This is a genomic window from uncultured Megamonas sp., from assembly GCF_958438645.1.
Lineage (GTDB): Bacteria > Bacillota > Negativicutes > Selenomonadales > Selenomonadaceae > Megamonas.
This window is the reverse complement of sequence record NZ_CAUBSM010000003.1, coordinates 51,043-65,140: the sequence shown is the minus strand read 5'-3', so window position 1 is coordinate 65,140 and position 14,098 is coordinate 51,043. Positions and strand designations below refer to the sequence as shown.

Genomic DNA, 14,098 nt, shown 5'->3' with positions numbered 1-14,098 from the left:
TTTTTTTGGTATGTTTAGTGCCATAGAGTATTTTGTTTTTTTATGATTATTTTTCATTTTATTTTAATTTATTAATAAGGTAGGCAAAAATGCAATTTATTGACAGAACTAAAATTATTGTAAAAGCAGGCGACGGCGGACACGGAAAATCTGCCTTTCGTCGTGAAAAATTCGTTCCTAAAGGCGGTCCAAGTGGTGGTGACGGCGGTCGTGGTGCCGATGTTATTTTAAAAGTTGACCGCAATATGAACACTCTTTTAGATTTCCGTTATCATCGTAAATTCGTTGGTAAAAATGGTGGCAATGGTGACATAAAAAACCAATATGGTAAAAATGCACCTCAATGCATCATCAAAGTACCAGCTGGTACTTTAGTCAAAGATGCTGAAACTGGTGAAGTTTTAGCAGACCTTGTAAATGAAGGTGATGAAGCAATCGTAGCTAAAGGCGGTCGTGGTGGTCGTGGAAATGCAAAATTCGCCACTAGTGCCAACCGTGCTCCTACATTTGCTGAACTCGGTGAACCTGGCGAAGGTAGAACACTTCTTTTAGAATTGAAATTATTGGCTGATGTTGGTCTAGTAGGTTATCCAAGTGTCGGTAAATCCAGTATCATCGCTAGCGTATCAGCAGCTCGCCCTGAAATTGCTGATTATCACTTCACTACGATCACACCAGTTTTAGGTGTAGTAAGTCTCGGTGATACTCAAAACTTTGTCATGGCTGATATTCCAGGTCTCATCGAAGGTGCTTCTGAAGGTGTTGGTCTTGGCCATGATTTCTTGCGTCATATTGAACGCACAAAAGTTATTGTTCACGTTTTAGATGCTTCTGGTATTGAAGGACGCGACCCTGTAGAAGATTTCTACAAAATAAATAAAGAATTAGCTTTATACAGTCCAAAACTCGCTAAACGTCATCAAGTAATCGCAGCTAATAAACTTGATTTACCACAAGCTAGTGAAAACTTAACTAGAATTCAAGAAATGGCTGAAAAAGAAGGCTTAAAAGTATTCCCTGTATCTGCTGCTACTAAAGAAGGTCTTCAAGATTTAATACGTTATGTATATCAAATGCTTCAAGATTATGTTGAAGAAGTAGATGAAGAAGATAATGCAGAAAAAATTTACAATGCTCAAGAAGATGATGCTGATGATATCACTATCAAACGTGATATGACAGGTCAAGGCTTTATCGTTTCTGGTAAATCTTTAGAAAAACTCGTTGCCATGACTAACTTTGGCAATGATGAAGCCATTCGTCGTTTCCAATATATTTGGAGATTAAAAGGTATTGATGAAAAACTTCGTGCTAAAGGCATAAAAGAAGGAGATACTGTATATATTGGCGAAATGGAATTTGAATATAGACAATAATTATTTGTGATATTTCTATATTCTTTGCCCAATTTTTAATAAAACTATATAAGACTTTTTATATTTTAGTGGGTACTAATTGAGTTTAAAGCTTAGTTATGCCCACTAAAAAATTATTTAATTTTATTTTCATTTATAGGAGGATTTTTCATTGATAAAAAACACACTTACTGGTAAACAAAAAAGATATTTACGTTCATTAGGCATGACATTAGAACCAATTGTACCAATTGGTAAAGAGGGCATCACTCCTGCTGTTGTAAATAGTGCCGATGAAGCTATTGAAAAACGTGAACTCATCAAAGTTCGTGTACTTCAAAACTGCCCTGAAGATATCGAAGTTGCTATTTCTACATTAGCAGAACGCACTAATTGTGATTTAGTCCAAATTATCGGTCGCAATGGTCTTTTATGGCGTCGCAATTTTAAAAAACCAAAAATCGAATTTCCTAATAAATAATTTCTAGATAATTTTAAATAAATACAAATAATAAAAATATAAATAATGAAATGAGTAAAGATTATGTTACCTCGTCAAGAATTAACCAAAGCTAAACGTATCGTAGTAAAAGTCGGTACTAGCACTTTAAATTACGATACAGGAAAATTAAATATTTCAAGAATAGAACATCTCGTACGTGAACTATCTGATTTAGCCAATCAAGGAAAAGAAATAATTCTCGTTTCCTCCGGTGCTGTAGGAGCAGGTCTTGAACGCATGAAGAAAACTTCAAGACCTGCAACTATTCCTGAAAAGCAAGCAATGGCTGCTGTAGGTCAAGGCATATTAATGCATATATATGAAAAATTATTTGCTGAATATGATCAAGTAGTAGCTCAAGTTTTATTGACTAAAGAAAACTCCCGCCAATATTCTCAATATATAAATTCACGAAATGCTCTAATGGCATTATTATCAATGGGAGTAATTCCTATCATCAATGAAAATGATGCTGTTGCCGTTGATGAATTAAAAATTGGAGATAATGATACCTTATCTGCTACTGTAGCCACACTAGTAGATGCTGATGTATTAATTATTCTTTCTGATATTGATGGTCTATATACCGCTAATCCTAGTAAAGATAAAAATGCTAAATTACTTCATGAAGTAGCACAAATCACACCAGAGATTGAAAATATGGCTGGTGGTGCTGGTACATCTATGGGTACTGGTGGTATGAGCACTAAAATAAAAGCTGCCAAGATAGCTATTAATTCAGGTAGCACTATGGTCATTGCCTCCGGTTCAGAGCCAGATGTCCTTCGTCGTCTATTAAAAGGTGAAACACTAGGCACTATCTTTCCAGCTAAAGAAATTCACCTCAAGCAACGTAAATCTTGGCTTGCTTTTGGTAAACAAATAGCTGGTGATATTATCGTCGATAGTGGTTGTGAACAAGCTGTTCTTTCTGGTTCTAGTCTACTAGCAGTAGGTATCTTATCTATCGCTGGTGATTTTAAACAAGGTAATACTGTGAGAATTTTATCTCAATCCGGTCGTGAAATTGCTCGTGGCAGTGTAAACTACAGTTCAGATGTTTTGCAAAAATTAAAAGGATTACACTCTAATGAATTTAAAAATATTTTAATGAATAATTCACCAATATTTGATGAAGCTATTCATCGTGATAATATGGTTATTATGGTCTAAAAAGGTGATTTTATGAATTCAAATGCACAAACAGATATAAAAGAAATAATTACTAATCAAGCAATACTTGCCAAAAAAGCTTCTCAAAACTTAGCGACATTATCTTCCCTAGAAAAAAATAAAGCCTTACTCACCATGGCTCATGCTTTAGAGATTAAAACTCCTATCATTCTAGAAGAAAATAATATCGATATGGAAAATGGTCGCCAAAAAGGACTATCTGCTTCTTTATTAGATAGATTGCTTTTAACAACAGAACGTATTGCTCAAATGGCCGAAGGACTTCGTCAAATTGCTAATTTAAATGATCCTATTGGCAATGGTATTATGTCTCATCGCCGTCCTAATGGATTAGATATTCGCTGTATTCGCGTACCACTCGGTCTTGTTGGTATAGTCTACGAAGCACGTCCTAACGTTACAGCTGATGCTATAGGTCTTTGCTTAAAATCCGGCAATGCTGTGATTTTACGTGGTGGTTCTGAAGCTATTCATTCTAATAAAATTTTAGCTTCTATTTTGGCTGAAGCTGCCTATAGTGCAGGTATTTCTCATGGAGCTATTCAATTTGTCAGCATAACAGAACACAGTGCCGTTGATGTGATGATGCGTTTAAATAAATACATTGATGTCATCATTCCTCGCGGTGGTGCTGGTCTAATCAAACGCGTAGTAGAAAATAGTACTGTTCCTGTAATCGAAACAGGCATTGGTATTTGCCATGTATTCGTTGATGAATTTGCAGATTTAAATCTAGCTACTAAAATTATTCTCAATGCTAAAACATCTAGACCTGCCGTTTGTAATGCAATCGAAACAGTATTAATCGACCAAAAAATTGCCACTGAATATCTACCTACACTTTGTAATAAATTAACTGAAGCTAAAGTCGAAATTCGTGGCTGTGAAAAATGTTTAGCTATCTGTCCTGAATTAAAAGCTGCTACTAAAGAAGATTGGTCTACTGAATATGGAGATTTAATCATTTCTATAAAAATAGTGGAAAATATCGATGAAGCAATCTCTCATATCAATACTTATGGTAGTGGTCATTCTGAAGCAATTATCACCACTAATTATAACAATGCCCTAAAATTCCAAAAATTAGTCGATGCTGCCGCCGTCTATGTAAATGCTTCCACTCGTTTCACTGATGGAAATGAATTTGGTTTTGGTGCAGAAATAGGTATTAGTACCCAAAAACTTCATGCACGTGGTCCAATGGGACTAGAAGCTTTAACTACTATGAAATATTTAATTTATGGTGAAGGTCAAATTCGCTGATGTTTAAGCGTTTATATAATTGTTTTAAAATCTTAAAACAATATTATGCTACGCCCAAAGGTCATCATGATATCTTAGATTATAGTCGTGCTTTTTTCTTATTTATATTTTTATCTATAATTTTTTCCCTTATTTTAATATATATTTTTTATTAAAACTATTAAAGTTTGGAGATATTTATCATGAAAAAAATAGGCATTATGGGTGGTACTTTTGACCCAATTCACGTAGGACATTTAATGATAGCAGAAGCTGTTTGGGATGAATTTAAACTTGATAAAGTTATCTTCATTCCTTCTGCTAATCCTCCCCATAAACATAGTGTATTAACTTCAGCTAAACATCGTTTCAATATGACACTACTTGCCACTTGCTCTAATCCTCATTTTGAAGTATCATCTATTGAAATGGAGCGTTCTGGCCCATCTTATACAATTGATACAATAAAAGCTCTCAAAAATATTTATGGCGAAGATACCGATTTTTATTTTATTATTGGTGCTGACTGCATAAATGATTTACCTACATGGCATAAAATTGACGAGCTACTTGCAAGTTGCAAATTCATTGCCACAAAACGACCTAGCTATACTTTAGATTTAAGTACCATTCAACAACATTTTAAAAAATTCAATATAACTCTTTTGGAAACACCTGAACTTGAAATATCTTCCACAGATATTAGGCAACGCATAAAAAAAGGATATTCTATCCAATATATAACTACAGAACAAGTTCAACAATATATTCGCAAAGAAGAACTTTATTTATAAACAAGCTTATTGTATAATGTTTATGATTAAATTACATTTAGAGAAGGAGAACCGTAATGTTAGGGGATTTATTACGTGAAACACGTGAACAGAAAAATTTATCATTAGAGGATGTAGAACAAGGTACCAACATCCGTAAACTCTATATAAAAGCCATTGAAGATGGCAATTATGAAAAACTTCCTGGAGAAGTATTTCTAAAAGGTTTTATTAAAACATATGGTAAATTTTTAGGCTTAAATAGCCAAGAACTTATTGAACAGTACAAAAATGAAAAGAATGCTCCTGCTTCTACGGAAGAAGTAGCTTCCACAACAAAAGCTCAAGAGCAACCAATTTCTCCTGCTCAACCAGAAAAAAAAGTTGAAGAAAAAACACCTGTTGAAACAAAATCTGAACCAACTCCAGAAAAAAATATTCCTAAAATAGATTCATTTGCAACTAACCAAGCATATTTACAATCTAATAAATCTAATAGTAAACGAAATATTTTTCTTGTTATCATCATTTTAATTATCATCATTGGTGGTGCTGTTTTCTTCTTATCTAGTCAAAGTACATCAGATACTAAAACTCCTGTACATACTACAGAACAACAACCTGCTCAACAAGAGCAACAACCTACTCAGCCAGCTCCTGCACCTGTAGTTAGCGGTGCTGAAGTAAAAGCTGTATTCAGTGAAGATTGCTGGACTGAAGTAAAAGTTGATGGCAATGTAGTTCTTTCTGAAACTGTGAAAAAAGGAACTACTTTAACTTGGAAAGGTAATAATCAAGTTGATATCTCTGTTGGTAACGCCGGAGCTATTGATATTACATTCAATAACCAACCAGTTGGTAAATTAGGTGACATCGGTGCTGTTGTATCTAAATCTTTTGTTGCTCCAAATGCACAGGCTCCAGCAAATGCACCACAACAAAACCCTGCACCTGCTAATAATGCACAGCCACAAAATCCAGCTCCAGCAGCTAACACTAACAATGCTCAACCTGCTGCTAACGCTCAAAATTCTAATCAACAAGCAAAATAATAAAATTAAAAATTTAACCTCGAGGTGATATTATGAAATGCCCATTCTGTGCAGCTCCCGACAGCCGTGTAGTAGATTCCCGTACTACTGATGATGGTAATTCTATAAGACGACGCCGCGAATGTACAGTTTGCGGTAAAAGATTCACCACCTATGAAGCTGTAGAAAAAGTGCCTTTAATGGTAATCAAAAACGATGGCAGTCGTGCTGTTTTCGCCAAAGAAAAAATCTTACAAGGTATTATCCGTTCTTGTTATAAACGCGATATTCCCACTGAAAAAATGATAAAATTAGCCGATGCCATTGAACGAGAAATCTGCAATACCATGAAGCATGAGATTCCCAGCAAAATTATCGGTGAAGTCGTCATGAAACATCTCAAGACTTTCGATAAAGTTGCCTATATTCGTTTCGCTTCTGTTTATCGTAAATTCTCAGATATTGATAATTTCAAACAAGAATTAGAAAATCTAAATTCTATGAATAAAGATAAACAAAAATAAAATTCATTTAAGCTCACTTTTGTGAGCTTTTTTCTTATTCATTATTCAACCATTCAACTATCATTTAATAAAAATTTTTAAATAAAGGAGAATATATCCACTTTGAATTGGAAATTAAAACAACAATTACAAGATATGCTCAAACAAGAACAAGGATATAAAATTTTTCCTGGTGGCTTTCGTAAACGCTTTGCCCTAGCTTATCCAAATTCTTATTTTGTCGGTATGTCTAATTTAGGTTTTCATATAATCTATGACCAGATAAATAATCGCAGTGATAGTGCCTGTGAGCGTTTCTTCTTACCCGATAAGAATTTAATCAATGATTATACTCGCACTCATACTCCGCTTATGAGTATGGAAACACAAACGCCACTTCATGATTTTGCTTTAATTGGCTTTGCTATTTCTTTTGAAATGGATTATTTTAATATTTTGCAAATGCTCTCTTTAGGCAAAGTAAAATTATTAGCTAATGAACGCACAGAAAAAGACCCTATCGTCATTGCTGGTGGCCCTTGTGCTACATTCAATCCTGAACCACTCTCCTTATTTATTGACGCTTTCATCATTGGCGAAGGTGAAGAAACTATTAATAATTTCTTAGATGTATATAATGATCCTTCCAATGAAAATTTGTCCCGTAAAGAATTATTATTCAAACTTGCTCAAGTACCAGGCGTTTATGTGCCTTGTTTTTATGACCATATCTATGATGAAACAGGTAAACTCACAGCGATAAAAACTAATGCTGACGTTCCCCCAAAAGTTTCTCGTCAATGGATAAAAGATTTAGATGCTTATGATGGTAAAACTGTCATCACCACCGAAAATACAGAATTTAATCTCTATCTAATTGAAACATCTCGCGGTTGTGGTCGCCATTGTCGTTTTTGTATGGCTGGATATTGCTTTAGAAAGCCTCGTCATCGCAGTTTAGATAAATTATTATCTTATCTACCACAAGCTAAAAAATTAAATAAAAAAGTAGGTTTGATGGGCCCTGCGATATCTGACTATCCACAAATCAATGAACTCTGCTCACATATTCGCAATGAAAATATGCCCATGTCTGTTGCTTCTTTCCGTGCTGATTCTGTGACTCAAGAATTAGTAGATGCTCTAGCTCAAAGTGGTCAAAGAACATTGACACTAGCACCTGAAGCCGGCAGTGAAAAAATCCGCCATATCATCAATAAAGGCATTGAAGAAGAACATCTTTTCAAATCCATCTCCATGGGCATTAATGCTGGTGTTAAAAATTATCGTCTATACATCATGGTAGGATTGCCAAATGAAGATGAAAACGATATAAAAGCCATCGTTGATATGACTATTCGCTTAAAACAATATATGGAAAAACTTGGCTCTAAAGGTACTTTAACCTTGAGTATCAATCCATTTATTGCTAAACCATGTACACCATTCCAATGGAGTGCTATGGCAGATTTAAAACAAACAGAAAAATATTTTAAATATATAAAATCCGAGCTAAAAAAATATAAAAATATCGAAGTTCAATTTGAATCTACCAAAGAATCATTTATTCAGGGCATATTAGCTAGAGGAGATAGAAAAATCTCCCAAGTGATTTATGAAGCTCATTTAAATGGCGGTAGCAAAGCATTTAAACGTGCCTTAAAAACTTTTAAAATCAACGCTGACGATTATTTATATCGCAATTTTGATGAAAATGAATTATTACCATGGGATAGCTTGGATATGGGCTTTACTAAAGATTATTTATGGAAAGAATTACAAACTGCACTTCAAGAAAAACACACTATCCAATGTTTTGATGGTTGTAAACGCTGTGGAGTATGTAAATAAAGCTAAATAAAGCTCTTTTAATTATCCTTTGTATTTAGGAGTTGATATTCTTGTTTAAATTAATTCACGCTCAAAATAATTTATGGTATGGACAATTTTCTATTTTTCCTCAAGATAAAGTAATTCATGCTATTTCCACTAGATTTAATGGCCATAGCAAAGCACCTTTTAATGGTTTAAATTTAGCTTTACATGTAAATGACAATCCAGATGATGTCATCGCTAATCGCAAATTATTTTGTGAAGGATTAAATTTAGATAGCCAAAAAATGACTACCTGTAAGCAAGTTCACGGCAGTAAAGTAACTTGTATTACTGAAAAAAATATCGGCAGTGGTGCTATCTCTTTTGCAAATTCCATTGATGATACTGATGCTTTAATCACCAATCTAAAAAATGTACCACTTACCTTATTTTTTGCAGATTGCACACCTATTATGATTTATGATCCTAAAAATAATGCTATTGGTGTAGCACACGGCGGTTGGCGTGGTACTGTAGGCGAAATTGCCCTACACACTGTACAGGAAATGACTAAACATTATCATACCAATCCTGGTGATTGTCTCGCTTCCATTGGCCCTTCAATCGGTGCTTGTTGCTATGAAATAGGTGATGAAGTTGTAGCCAAATTTCGTGAAGTTTTCCAAAAAGATAGTGACAAAATTTTATTTTTCCATCAAGATAGTCAAAAATATCATCTAGACCTTTGGCAGGCAAATTCTATTATCCTGCAAAGAGCAGGTCTTTTATCAAAAAATATTGATATGGCTAATACATGTACCGCTTGCAATAAAGATGTATTTTTCTCCTACCGAGCAGACAATGGTAAAACAGGTAGAATAGCCTGCATACTCTCACTTATTTAAATAATTTTAGCTAAACTATGGATAATTTTTATAAATTATTATATTATTAAATAGATTATAAGATTTTCTGGAGATGAAATTCTATGATTAAAGAAAATTTGAAAACCGTTCAAGAACATATTAAAGAAAGCATAGCCAAAAGACATAACGCTGCTAGTGATGATGTCTTATTAGTAGCTGTAACTAAAAATCATGATGTAGCTGCCATGCAAGAAGCTATCGATGCAGGTGCTTGTGTCATCGGTGAAAACCGCGTTCAAGAAGCACAGCAAAAACATGAAACATTAAATCGTGATGTAACTTGGCATTTAATAGGTCATTTACAAACAAATAAAGCAAAATATGCCGTAAAAATATTCGATATGATTGAATCTGTCGATAGCATAAAACTTGCTGAAGCAATCAACAAAGAAGCCAGTAAAATCAATAAAGTACAAAAGATTTTAATTCAAGTCAACTTAGTAAAAGAAGCTTCTAAAACAGGTATTTATTTAGAAGATTTAGATGAACTTTTAACCAAAGTTGATACCTTGAATAATTTAAAACTCATGGGGCTAATGTTTATTGCACCAAAGGTTGATAATTTAGAAGATGTTCGTCCAATGTTTGTTCAAATGTTTAAAGTCTTTAAACAAACTCAAGCTAAAACATTTACTACATCAGAAATAAAATATCTATCTATGGGCATGACACATGATTATCAAATAGCTATCGAGGAAGGTGCTAATATCGTTCGCGTTGGCACAGGTATCTTCGGCCCACGTCAATATTAAGGAGAATTTATTATGAAACTTGTAGACAAAATCCGTAACAAAATGGGACAAAATTCTGAGTCTGAGGAGTATATTGAAGAAGTGGAAAATACAGATGATAACGATGTACAAGCTACAAATTATCAAAATCCTGATAATGTAGTTGATTTCAAAAATAAAGCAAAGACAAATAATCAATTAAAAGTAATGGTTATTGAACCAGTTTCTTTTGATGATGCTCAACAAGTGGCAGATCATATTCGCAATCACAAACCTGTTGTCGTAAATTTTGAAAACACTAATAGCGATGTTGCTAAACGCATTATTGATTTTATCAGTGGTACAACTTATGCACTATCTGGTGATATCAAAAAAGTCGGTAAAAATGTATTTATGTGTGCCCCAGATAATGTTAGTGTTAATTTTTCTGAAGAATTAAAGAAAAATACAACTTCAACATCTATGCCTTGGGAAGAATAAACAAAAAGGATTGATTTTTTTATAATGGCAGACCGTGAAAAGATTATTCGCTTTTATAAAGGTACAGAAGGCGAAGAAATTGTTATAAAATTAATTGATGCTGTAGAAGCTGTAAACAAAACAAGAAAATTTCGTGCTACAGATTTTCTTGATCCTTATGGTTGTGAAATAGCTGAAACAGTAGTTGCTCACTATGATGGTATTTCTGTTGATTTTTTTGGCGGTTATATTGGTGCTGAAAGACAATGTGCAAATTTCATTCATGAAGATTTCATGGGAAAACCATCTTATAATATTTCCGTTGTCAAAGCTACTTGGAATGATAAATTTTATCGCCTTTCTCATCGTGATGTCTTAGGTGCTCTCATGGGACTAGGTATTAAACGCGAACAAATTGGCGATTTATTAATAACCTTAGGTATGGTAAAAATCATCTGTACAACTAAAATGGCTGATTTCATTTTACAAAATTTAACTCAAATTGGAGCTGCCAAAGTCAGCTGCGAATTAGATGACCTTGGAACAATTGCTCCTCGTGAAGAACGTTGCAAGGAAATCACTTCCACTGTAGCCTCTTTGCGTATTGATTCTATAGCAGCATCTGGTTTTGGTGCTTCCCGTAGCAAAATGGTCTCTATCATTGAAGCTGATAAATTAAAACTAAATTGGCAAAGTGTAAAAAATGCTTCTCAAATGGTAAAACAAGGTGATATCATCTCCATTCGTGGACGAGGTCGCTTAGAAGTGGCTGAAGTCCGTGGGACAACAAAAAAAGGACGTACAGTTGTTTTATTAAAACGTTATCTTTAATCTTAGGAGATTTTATCAGTGTTTTTTTTATCCACATTTGTTATTTTAATTATTATATTAGACCAATTGATAAAATATTTTGTTGTCAATAATATGTTTTTAGGTGAATCCATCCCTATCATTCCGCATTTATTGCATCTCACTTATATTTTAAATCCAGGGGCAGCCTTCGGTATCCTAGAAAATAAACGTTTCTTTTTCATCTTTATCGCTGTAATTTTGATATTTGCTATCGTTTATTTTCGCTCTAAAATCATAAAACTAAACAAGATATTTCAATTGGGTATAGCCATGCTTTTTAGTGGTGCTATCGGCAATATGATTGACCGTATCTTTATTGGTAAAGTCGTCGACTACATTGATTTTCGTATTTGGCCAATTTTTAATCTTGCCGATATCGCTATTGTCTGCGGCTGTATTCTCGTTATTTTTGAATTATTATTTACTACAGATCAAGGAAAACCTAATGACTAAAACATACACTATTACTGATGAAGTTGGCACTAGATTAGATGTTTTTCTTGCTAGTCAAGAAGATAATCCCTCTCGTGCTAGTATTCAAAAAATGATTTCTGATGGTGCTATCACTGTCAACAATGAAACTAAACGTGCAAATTATAAATTAAAAGCTAACGACCAAATCATTATGACATTTGAACCACCTACAGAAATCGAAATAAAAGCAGAAAATATTCCCTTAGATATTCTCTATGAAGATAACGATATTATCGTCATCAACAAAGCCCGTGGCATGGTAGTTCATCCAGCCGCTGGCATCTATACAGGGACTTTAGTAAATGCGTTACTTTATCATTGTCATGATGAACTCTCTGGCATCAATGGTAAAATCAGACCTGGAATTGTTCATCGTCTAGATAAAGATACTTCTGGCGTTATGGTAGTGGCTAAAAATGATTTTGCTCATAATGATTTAGCACTACAAATAGGCAGTAAATCTGCTACTAAAGAATATGTAGCTCTTGTTCACGGTAATATTACTGAAGAGCGAGGCATTATCAATGGTAATATTGGTCGCCATCCCATAGACCGCAAAAAAATGGCAGTTGTGACAAACGGCGGAAAACCAGCAACTACTGTTTTTCACGTGTTGGAACGTTATAAAAACTGCACTTATGTACAATGTAAATTACTGACAGGTAGAACACATCAAATTCGCGTTCACATGGCATATATCGGACATCCTCTTATTGGTGATCCAAAATATTGTAACAGTAAAAATAAATTTAATATTGAAGGACAAGCTCTTCATTCTTTGAATTTAAAAATAATTCACCCTCGTACCAAAAAGGAAATGACATTTACTGCACCACTTCCTGATGATATGCAAAATTTATTAAAATATTTTCGTCAAACAATATAAATATTTATATAAAATTTTATGAAGGATGTGATACTCATGGCTCAATTAGTTGAAAAAACTATTGTTATGGATGGTAAAGCTATTGAACGAGCATTGACTCGTATAGCTCATGAAATCATCGAAAAAAACAAAGGGATTAAAGATATCATCATCGTTGGCATCAGAAAACGCGGTGTACCTCTAGCTGAAAGATTATCTTCAATAATTGAAAATATTGAAGGAGTACATATTCCAATTGGAGTATTGGATATTACTTTATATCGTGATGATCTTGCTCATATGTCATATCAACCATTAATTCAAGAAACACATATCGATGAAGATATCACTAATAAAACACTCATTTTGGTTGATGATGTTTTATATACAGGTAGAACTATCCGTGCTGCACTAGATGCATTAATCGATTTAGGTCGACCAAAAAAAATCCAATTAGCCGTTTTAATAGACAGAGGTCATCGTGAATTACCTATTCGTGCTGATTATGTAGGTAAAAATGTCCCTACTGCTACTAAAGAAGCTATTGCTGTAAAATTAACTGATACAGATGATTGCGACAAAGTTTTCATCGGTGAATATATCTAAAAAAAAGCTGTAATTTCTAAGTATAAAACTTAAAAATTACAGCTTTTTTATCAATACATATCTCTAAGATATTTTCCTACAGAACCAAAATCGCTCATACTACCTTTTATATCGATATTACCATGACCATCTACATATTTTTCTAATTTACGTTTCACTCGTTGTAGTGCATTATCAATTGACTTTACATGTCTATGTAATTCTACAGCGATTTCTTGATAAGATTTCCCATCAAGATATGCCATTAAGACTTTCCATTCTAAATCGCTTAATAATTTTTCCATCTTATCTTCAATATCTAAAAATTCTTCGCGATGAATCATCATTTCTTCTGGATCAATTACTACTGAACCAGATATTATATCCAATAATGTACGATCTGATTCTTCATCATAGATTGGCTTATTTAGTGATACATACGAATTTAAAGGTATATGCTTTTGTCTTGTAGCTGTTTTTACTGCTGTGATTATCTGTCGTGTAATACACATCTCAGCAAATGCCCTAAATGAAGATAATTTATCGCTGCGAAAATCACGAACACCTTTATATAAGCCTATCATTCCTTCTTGAATAATATCTTCTTTGTCCGCACCAATTAAAAAATAGGCCCTAGCTTTTACTCGTACTAAATTACGATATTTCTTTATGATATAATCTAGTGCGACATCATCATGATTTTCCTTAATTTGCATTACAATTTCTTCATCAGTCATTTTTTCTAAACGCTTAACTTTTTCTTCTAGTTCTTTACTATTATTTATTTCCAT

16 protein-coding genes are annotated in these 14,098 nt (G+C 33.6%); 15 read left to right on the top strand and 1 reads right to left on the bottom strand.

What is annotated here, in order from left to right:
• Window positions 1-89 precede the first annotated feature (89 nt).
• The 15 genes from obgE (at window position 90) to pyrR (ending at window position 13,328) form a co-directional block, all read left to right on the top strand.
• Window positions 90-1,376, top strand: coding sequence for a GTPase ObgE (gene obgE / locus Q5I67_RS03590; protein ID WP_302486380.1), 1,287 nt, complete (start codon window positions 90-92; stop codon window positions 1,374-1,376).
• Window positions 1,377-1,527: 151 nt separating this feature from the next.
• A complete protein-coding gene (gene yhbY, locus Q5I67_RS03585; RefSeq protein WP_296896697.1) occupies window positions 1,528-1,836 on the top strand; it encodes a ribosome assembly RNA-binding protein YhbY in 309 nt (102 codons plus the stop codon).
• Between the two features lie 63 nt (window positions 1,837-1,899).
• Complete coding sequence (gene proB, locus Q5I67_RS03580; RefSeq protein WP_302486379.1) at window positions 1,900-3,030, top strand: glutamate 5-kinase; 1,131 nt, start codon at window positions 1,900-1,902, stop codon at window positions 3,028-3,030.
• Between the two features lie 12 nt (window positions 3,031-3,042).
• The gene (locus Q5I67_RS03575; RefSeq protein ID WP_302486378.1) at window positions 3,043-4,314 is read left to right on the top strand and encodes a glutamate-5-semialdehyde dehydrogenase; all 1,272 of its coding nucleotides are present in this window, start codon (window positions 3,043-3,045) and stop codon (window positions 4,312-4,314) included.
• A gap of 182 nt (window positions 4,315-4,496) precedes the next feature.
• Window positions 4,497-5,087, top strand: a complete 591-nt coding sequence (gene nadD / locus Q5I67_RS03570) for a nicotinate-nucleotide adenylyltransferase (protein ID WP_296896704.1) — start codon at window positions 4,497-4,499, stop codon at window positions 5,085-5,087.
• A 56-nt stretch (window positions 5,088-5,143) separates the two neighbouring features.
• Complete coding sequence (locus Q5I67_RS03565) at window positions 5,144-6,118, top strand: helix-turn-helix domain-containing protein (protein WP_302486377.1); 975 nt, start codon at window positions 5,144-5,146, stop codon at window positions 6,116-6,118.
• Window positions 6,119-6,150: 32 nt separating this feature from the next.
• Entirely contained in the window at window positions 6,151-6,621 is a 471-nt protein-coding gene (nrdR, locus tag Q5I67_RS03560; protein WP_296922455.1) for a transcriptional regulator NrdR, read from the top strand.
• Between the two features lie 102 nt (window positions 6,622-6,723).
• Entirely contained in the window at window positions 6,724-8,451 is a 1,728-nt protein-coding gene (locus Q5I67_RS03555) for a TIGR03960 family B12-binding radical SAM protein (RefSeq protein WP_302486376.1), read from the top strand.
• Window positions 8,452-8,501: 50 nt separating this feature from the next.
• Entirely contained in the window at window positions 8,502-9,320 is an 819-nt protein-coding gene (gene pgeF, locus Q5I67_RS03550; protein WP_302486375.1) for a peptidoglycan editing factor PgeF, read from the top strand.
• 83 nt (window positions 9,321-9,403) lie between these two features.
• Window positions 9,404-10,093 (top strand): YggS family pyridoxal phosphate-dependent enzyme, encoded by a 690-nt coding sequence (locus tag Q5I67_RS03545; RefSeq protein WP_302486374.1) that lies wholly within the window; start codon window positions 9,404-9,406, stop codon window positions 10,091-10,093.
• Between the two features lie 12 nt (window positions 10,094-10,105).
• Entirely contained in the window at window positions 10,106-10,552 is a 447-nt protein-coding gene (locus Q5I67_RS03540) for a cell division protein SepF (protein ID WP_296899551.1), read from the top strand.
• Between the two features lie 24 nt (window positions 10,553-10,576).
• Window positions 10,577-11,362: an RNA-binding protein gene (locus Q5I67_RS03535; RefSeq protein WP_296899553.1), complete on the top strand. Its 786-nt coding sequence runs from the start codon at window positions 10,577-10,579 to the stop codon at window positions 11,360-11,362.
• A gap of 18 nt (window positions 11,363-11,380) precedes the next feature.
• Window positions 11,381-11,836 carry a signal peptidase II gene (lspA, locus tag Q5I67_RS03530; RefSeq protein WP_296899555.1) on the top strand — a complete coding sequence of 152 codons (456 nt, stop codon included), beginning with the start codon at window positions 11,381-11,383 and terminating at the stop codon, window positions 11,834-11,836.
• Window positions 11,829-12,743, top strand: coding sequence for an RluA family pseudouridine synthase (locus tag Q5I67_RS03525; RefSeq protein WP_302486373.1), 915 nt, complete (start codon window positions 11,829-11,831; stop codon window positions 12,741-12,743). Before lspA ends, Q5I67_RS03525 begins: the two co-directional genes overlap by 8 nt.
• 36 nt (window positions 12,744-12,779) lie before the next feature.
• Window positions 12,780-13,328, top strand: coding sequence for a bifunctional pyr operon transcriptional regulator/uracil phosphoribosyltransferase PyrR (gene pyrR, locus Q5I67_RS03520; RefSeq protein WP_296899559.1), 549 nt, complete (start codon window positions 12,780-12,782; stop codon window positions 13,326-13,328).
• 50 nt (window positions 13,329-13,378) lie between these two features.
• On the opposite strand, the gene sigH is transcribed toward pyrR, so the two are convergent.
• Entirely contained in the window at window positions 13,379-14,098 is a 720-nt protein-coding gene (sigH, locus tag Q5I67_RS03515; protein ID WP_296899561.1) for an RNA polymerase sporulation sigma factor SigH, read from the bottom strand.

Bases quoted from the DNA above. Each gene is read 5' to 3' on its own strand.
- proB (WP_302486379.1), top strand. From the start codon at position 1,900: ATGTTACCTCGTCAAGAATTAACCAAAGCTAAACGTATCGTAGTAAAA.
- Q5I67_RS03525 (WP_302486373.1), top strand. From the start codon at position 11,829: ATGACTAAAACATACACTATTACTGATGAAGTTGGCACTAGATTAGAT.
- Q5I67_RS03535 (WP_296899553.1), top strand. From the start codon at position 10,577: ATGGCAGACCGTGAAAAGATTATTCGCTTTTATAAAGGTACAGAAGGC.
- Q5I67_RS03575 (WP_302486378.1), top strand. From the start codon at position 3,043: ATGAATTCAAATGCACAAACAGATATAAAAGAAATAATTACTAATCAA.
- nrdR (WP_296922455.1), top strand. From the start codon at position 6,151: ATGAAATGCCCATTCTGTGCAGCTCCCGACAGCCGTGTAGTAGATTCC.
- nadD (WP_296896704.1), top strand. From the start codon at position 4,497: ATGAAAAAAATAGGCATTATGGGTGGTACTTTTGACCCAATTCACGTA.
- obgE (WP_302486380.1), top strand. From the start codon at position 90: ATGCAATTTATTGACAGAACTAAAATTATTGTAAAAGCAGGCGACGGC.
- Q5I67_RS03545 (WP_302486374.1), top strand. From the start codon at position 9,404: ATGATTAAAGAAAATTTGAAAACCGTTCAAGAACATATTAAAGAAAGC.
- sigH (WP_296899561.1), bottom strand. From the start codon at position 14,098: ATGGAAATAAATAATAGTAAAGAACTAGAAGAAAAAGTTAAGCGTTTA.
- pyrR (WP_296899559.1), top strand. From the start codon at position 12,780: ATGGCTCAATTAGTTGAAAAAACTATTGTTATGGATGGTAAAGCTATT.
- Q5I67_RS03565 (WP_302486377.1), top strand. From the start codon at position 5,144: ATGTTAGGGGATTTATTACGTGAAACACGTGAACAGAAAAATTTATCA.
- Q5I67_RS03540 (WP_296899551.1), top strand. From the start codon at position 10,106: ATGAAACTTGTAGACAAAATCCGTAACAAAATGGGACAAAATTCTGAG.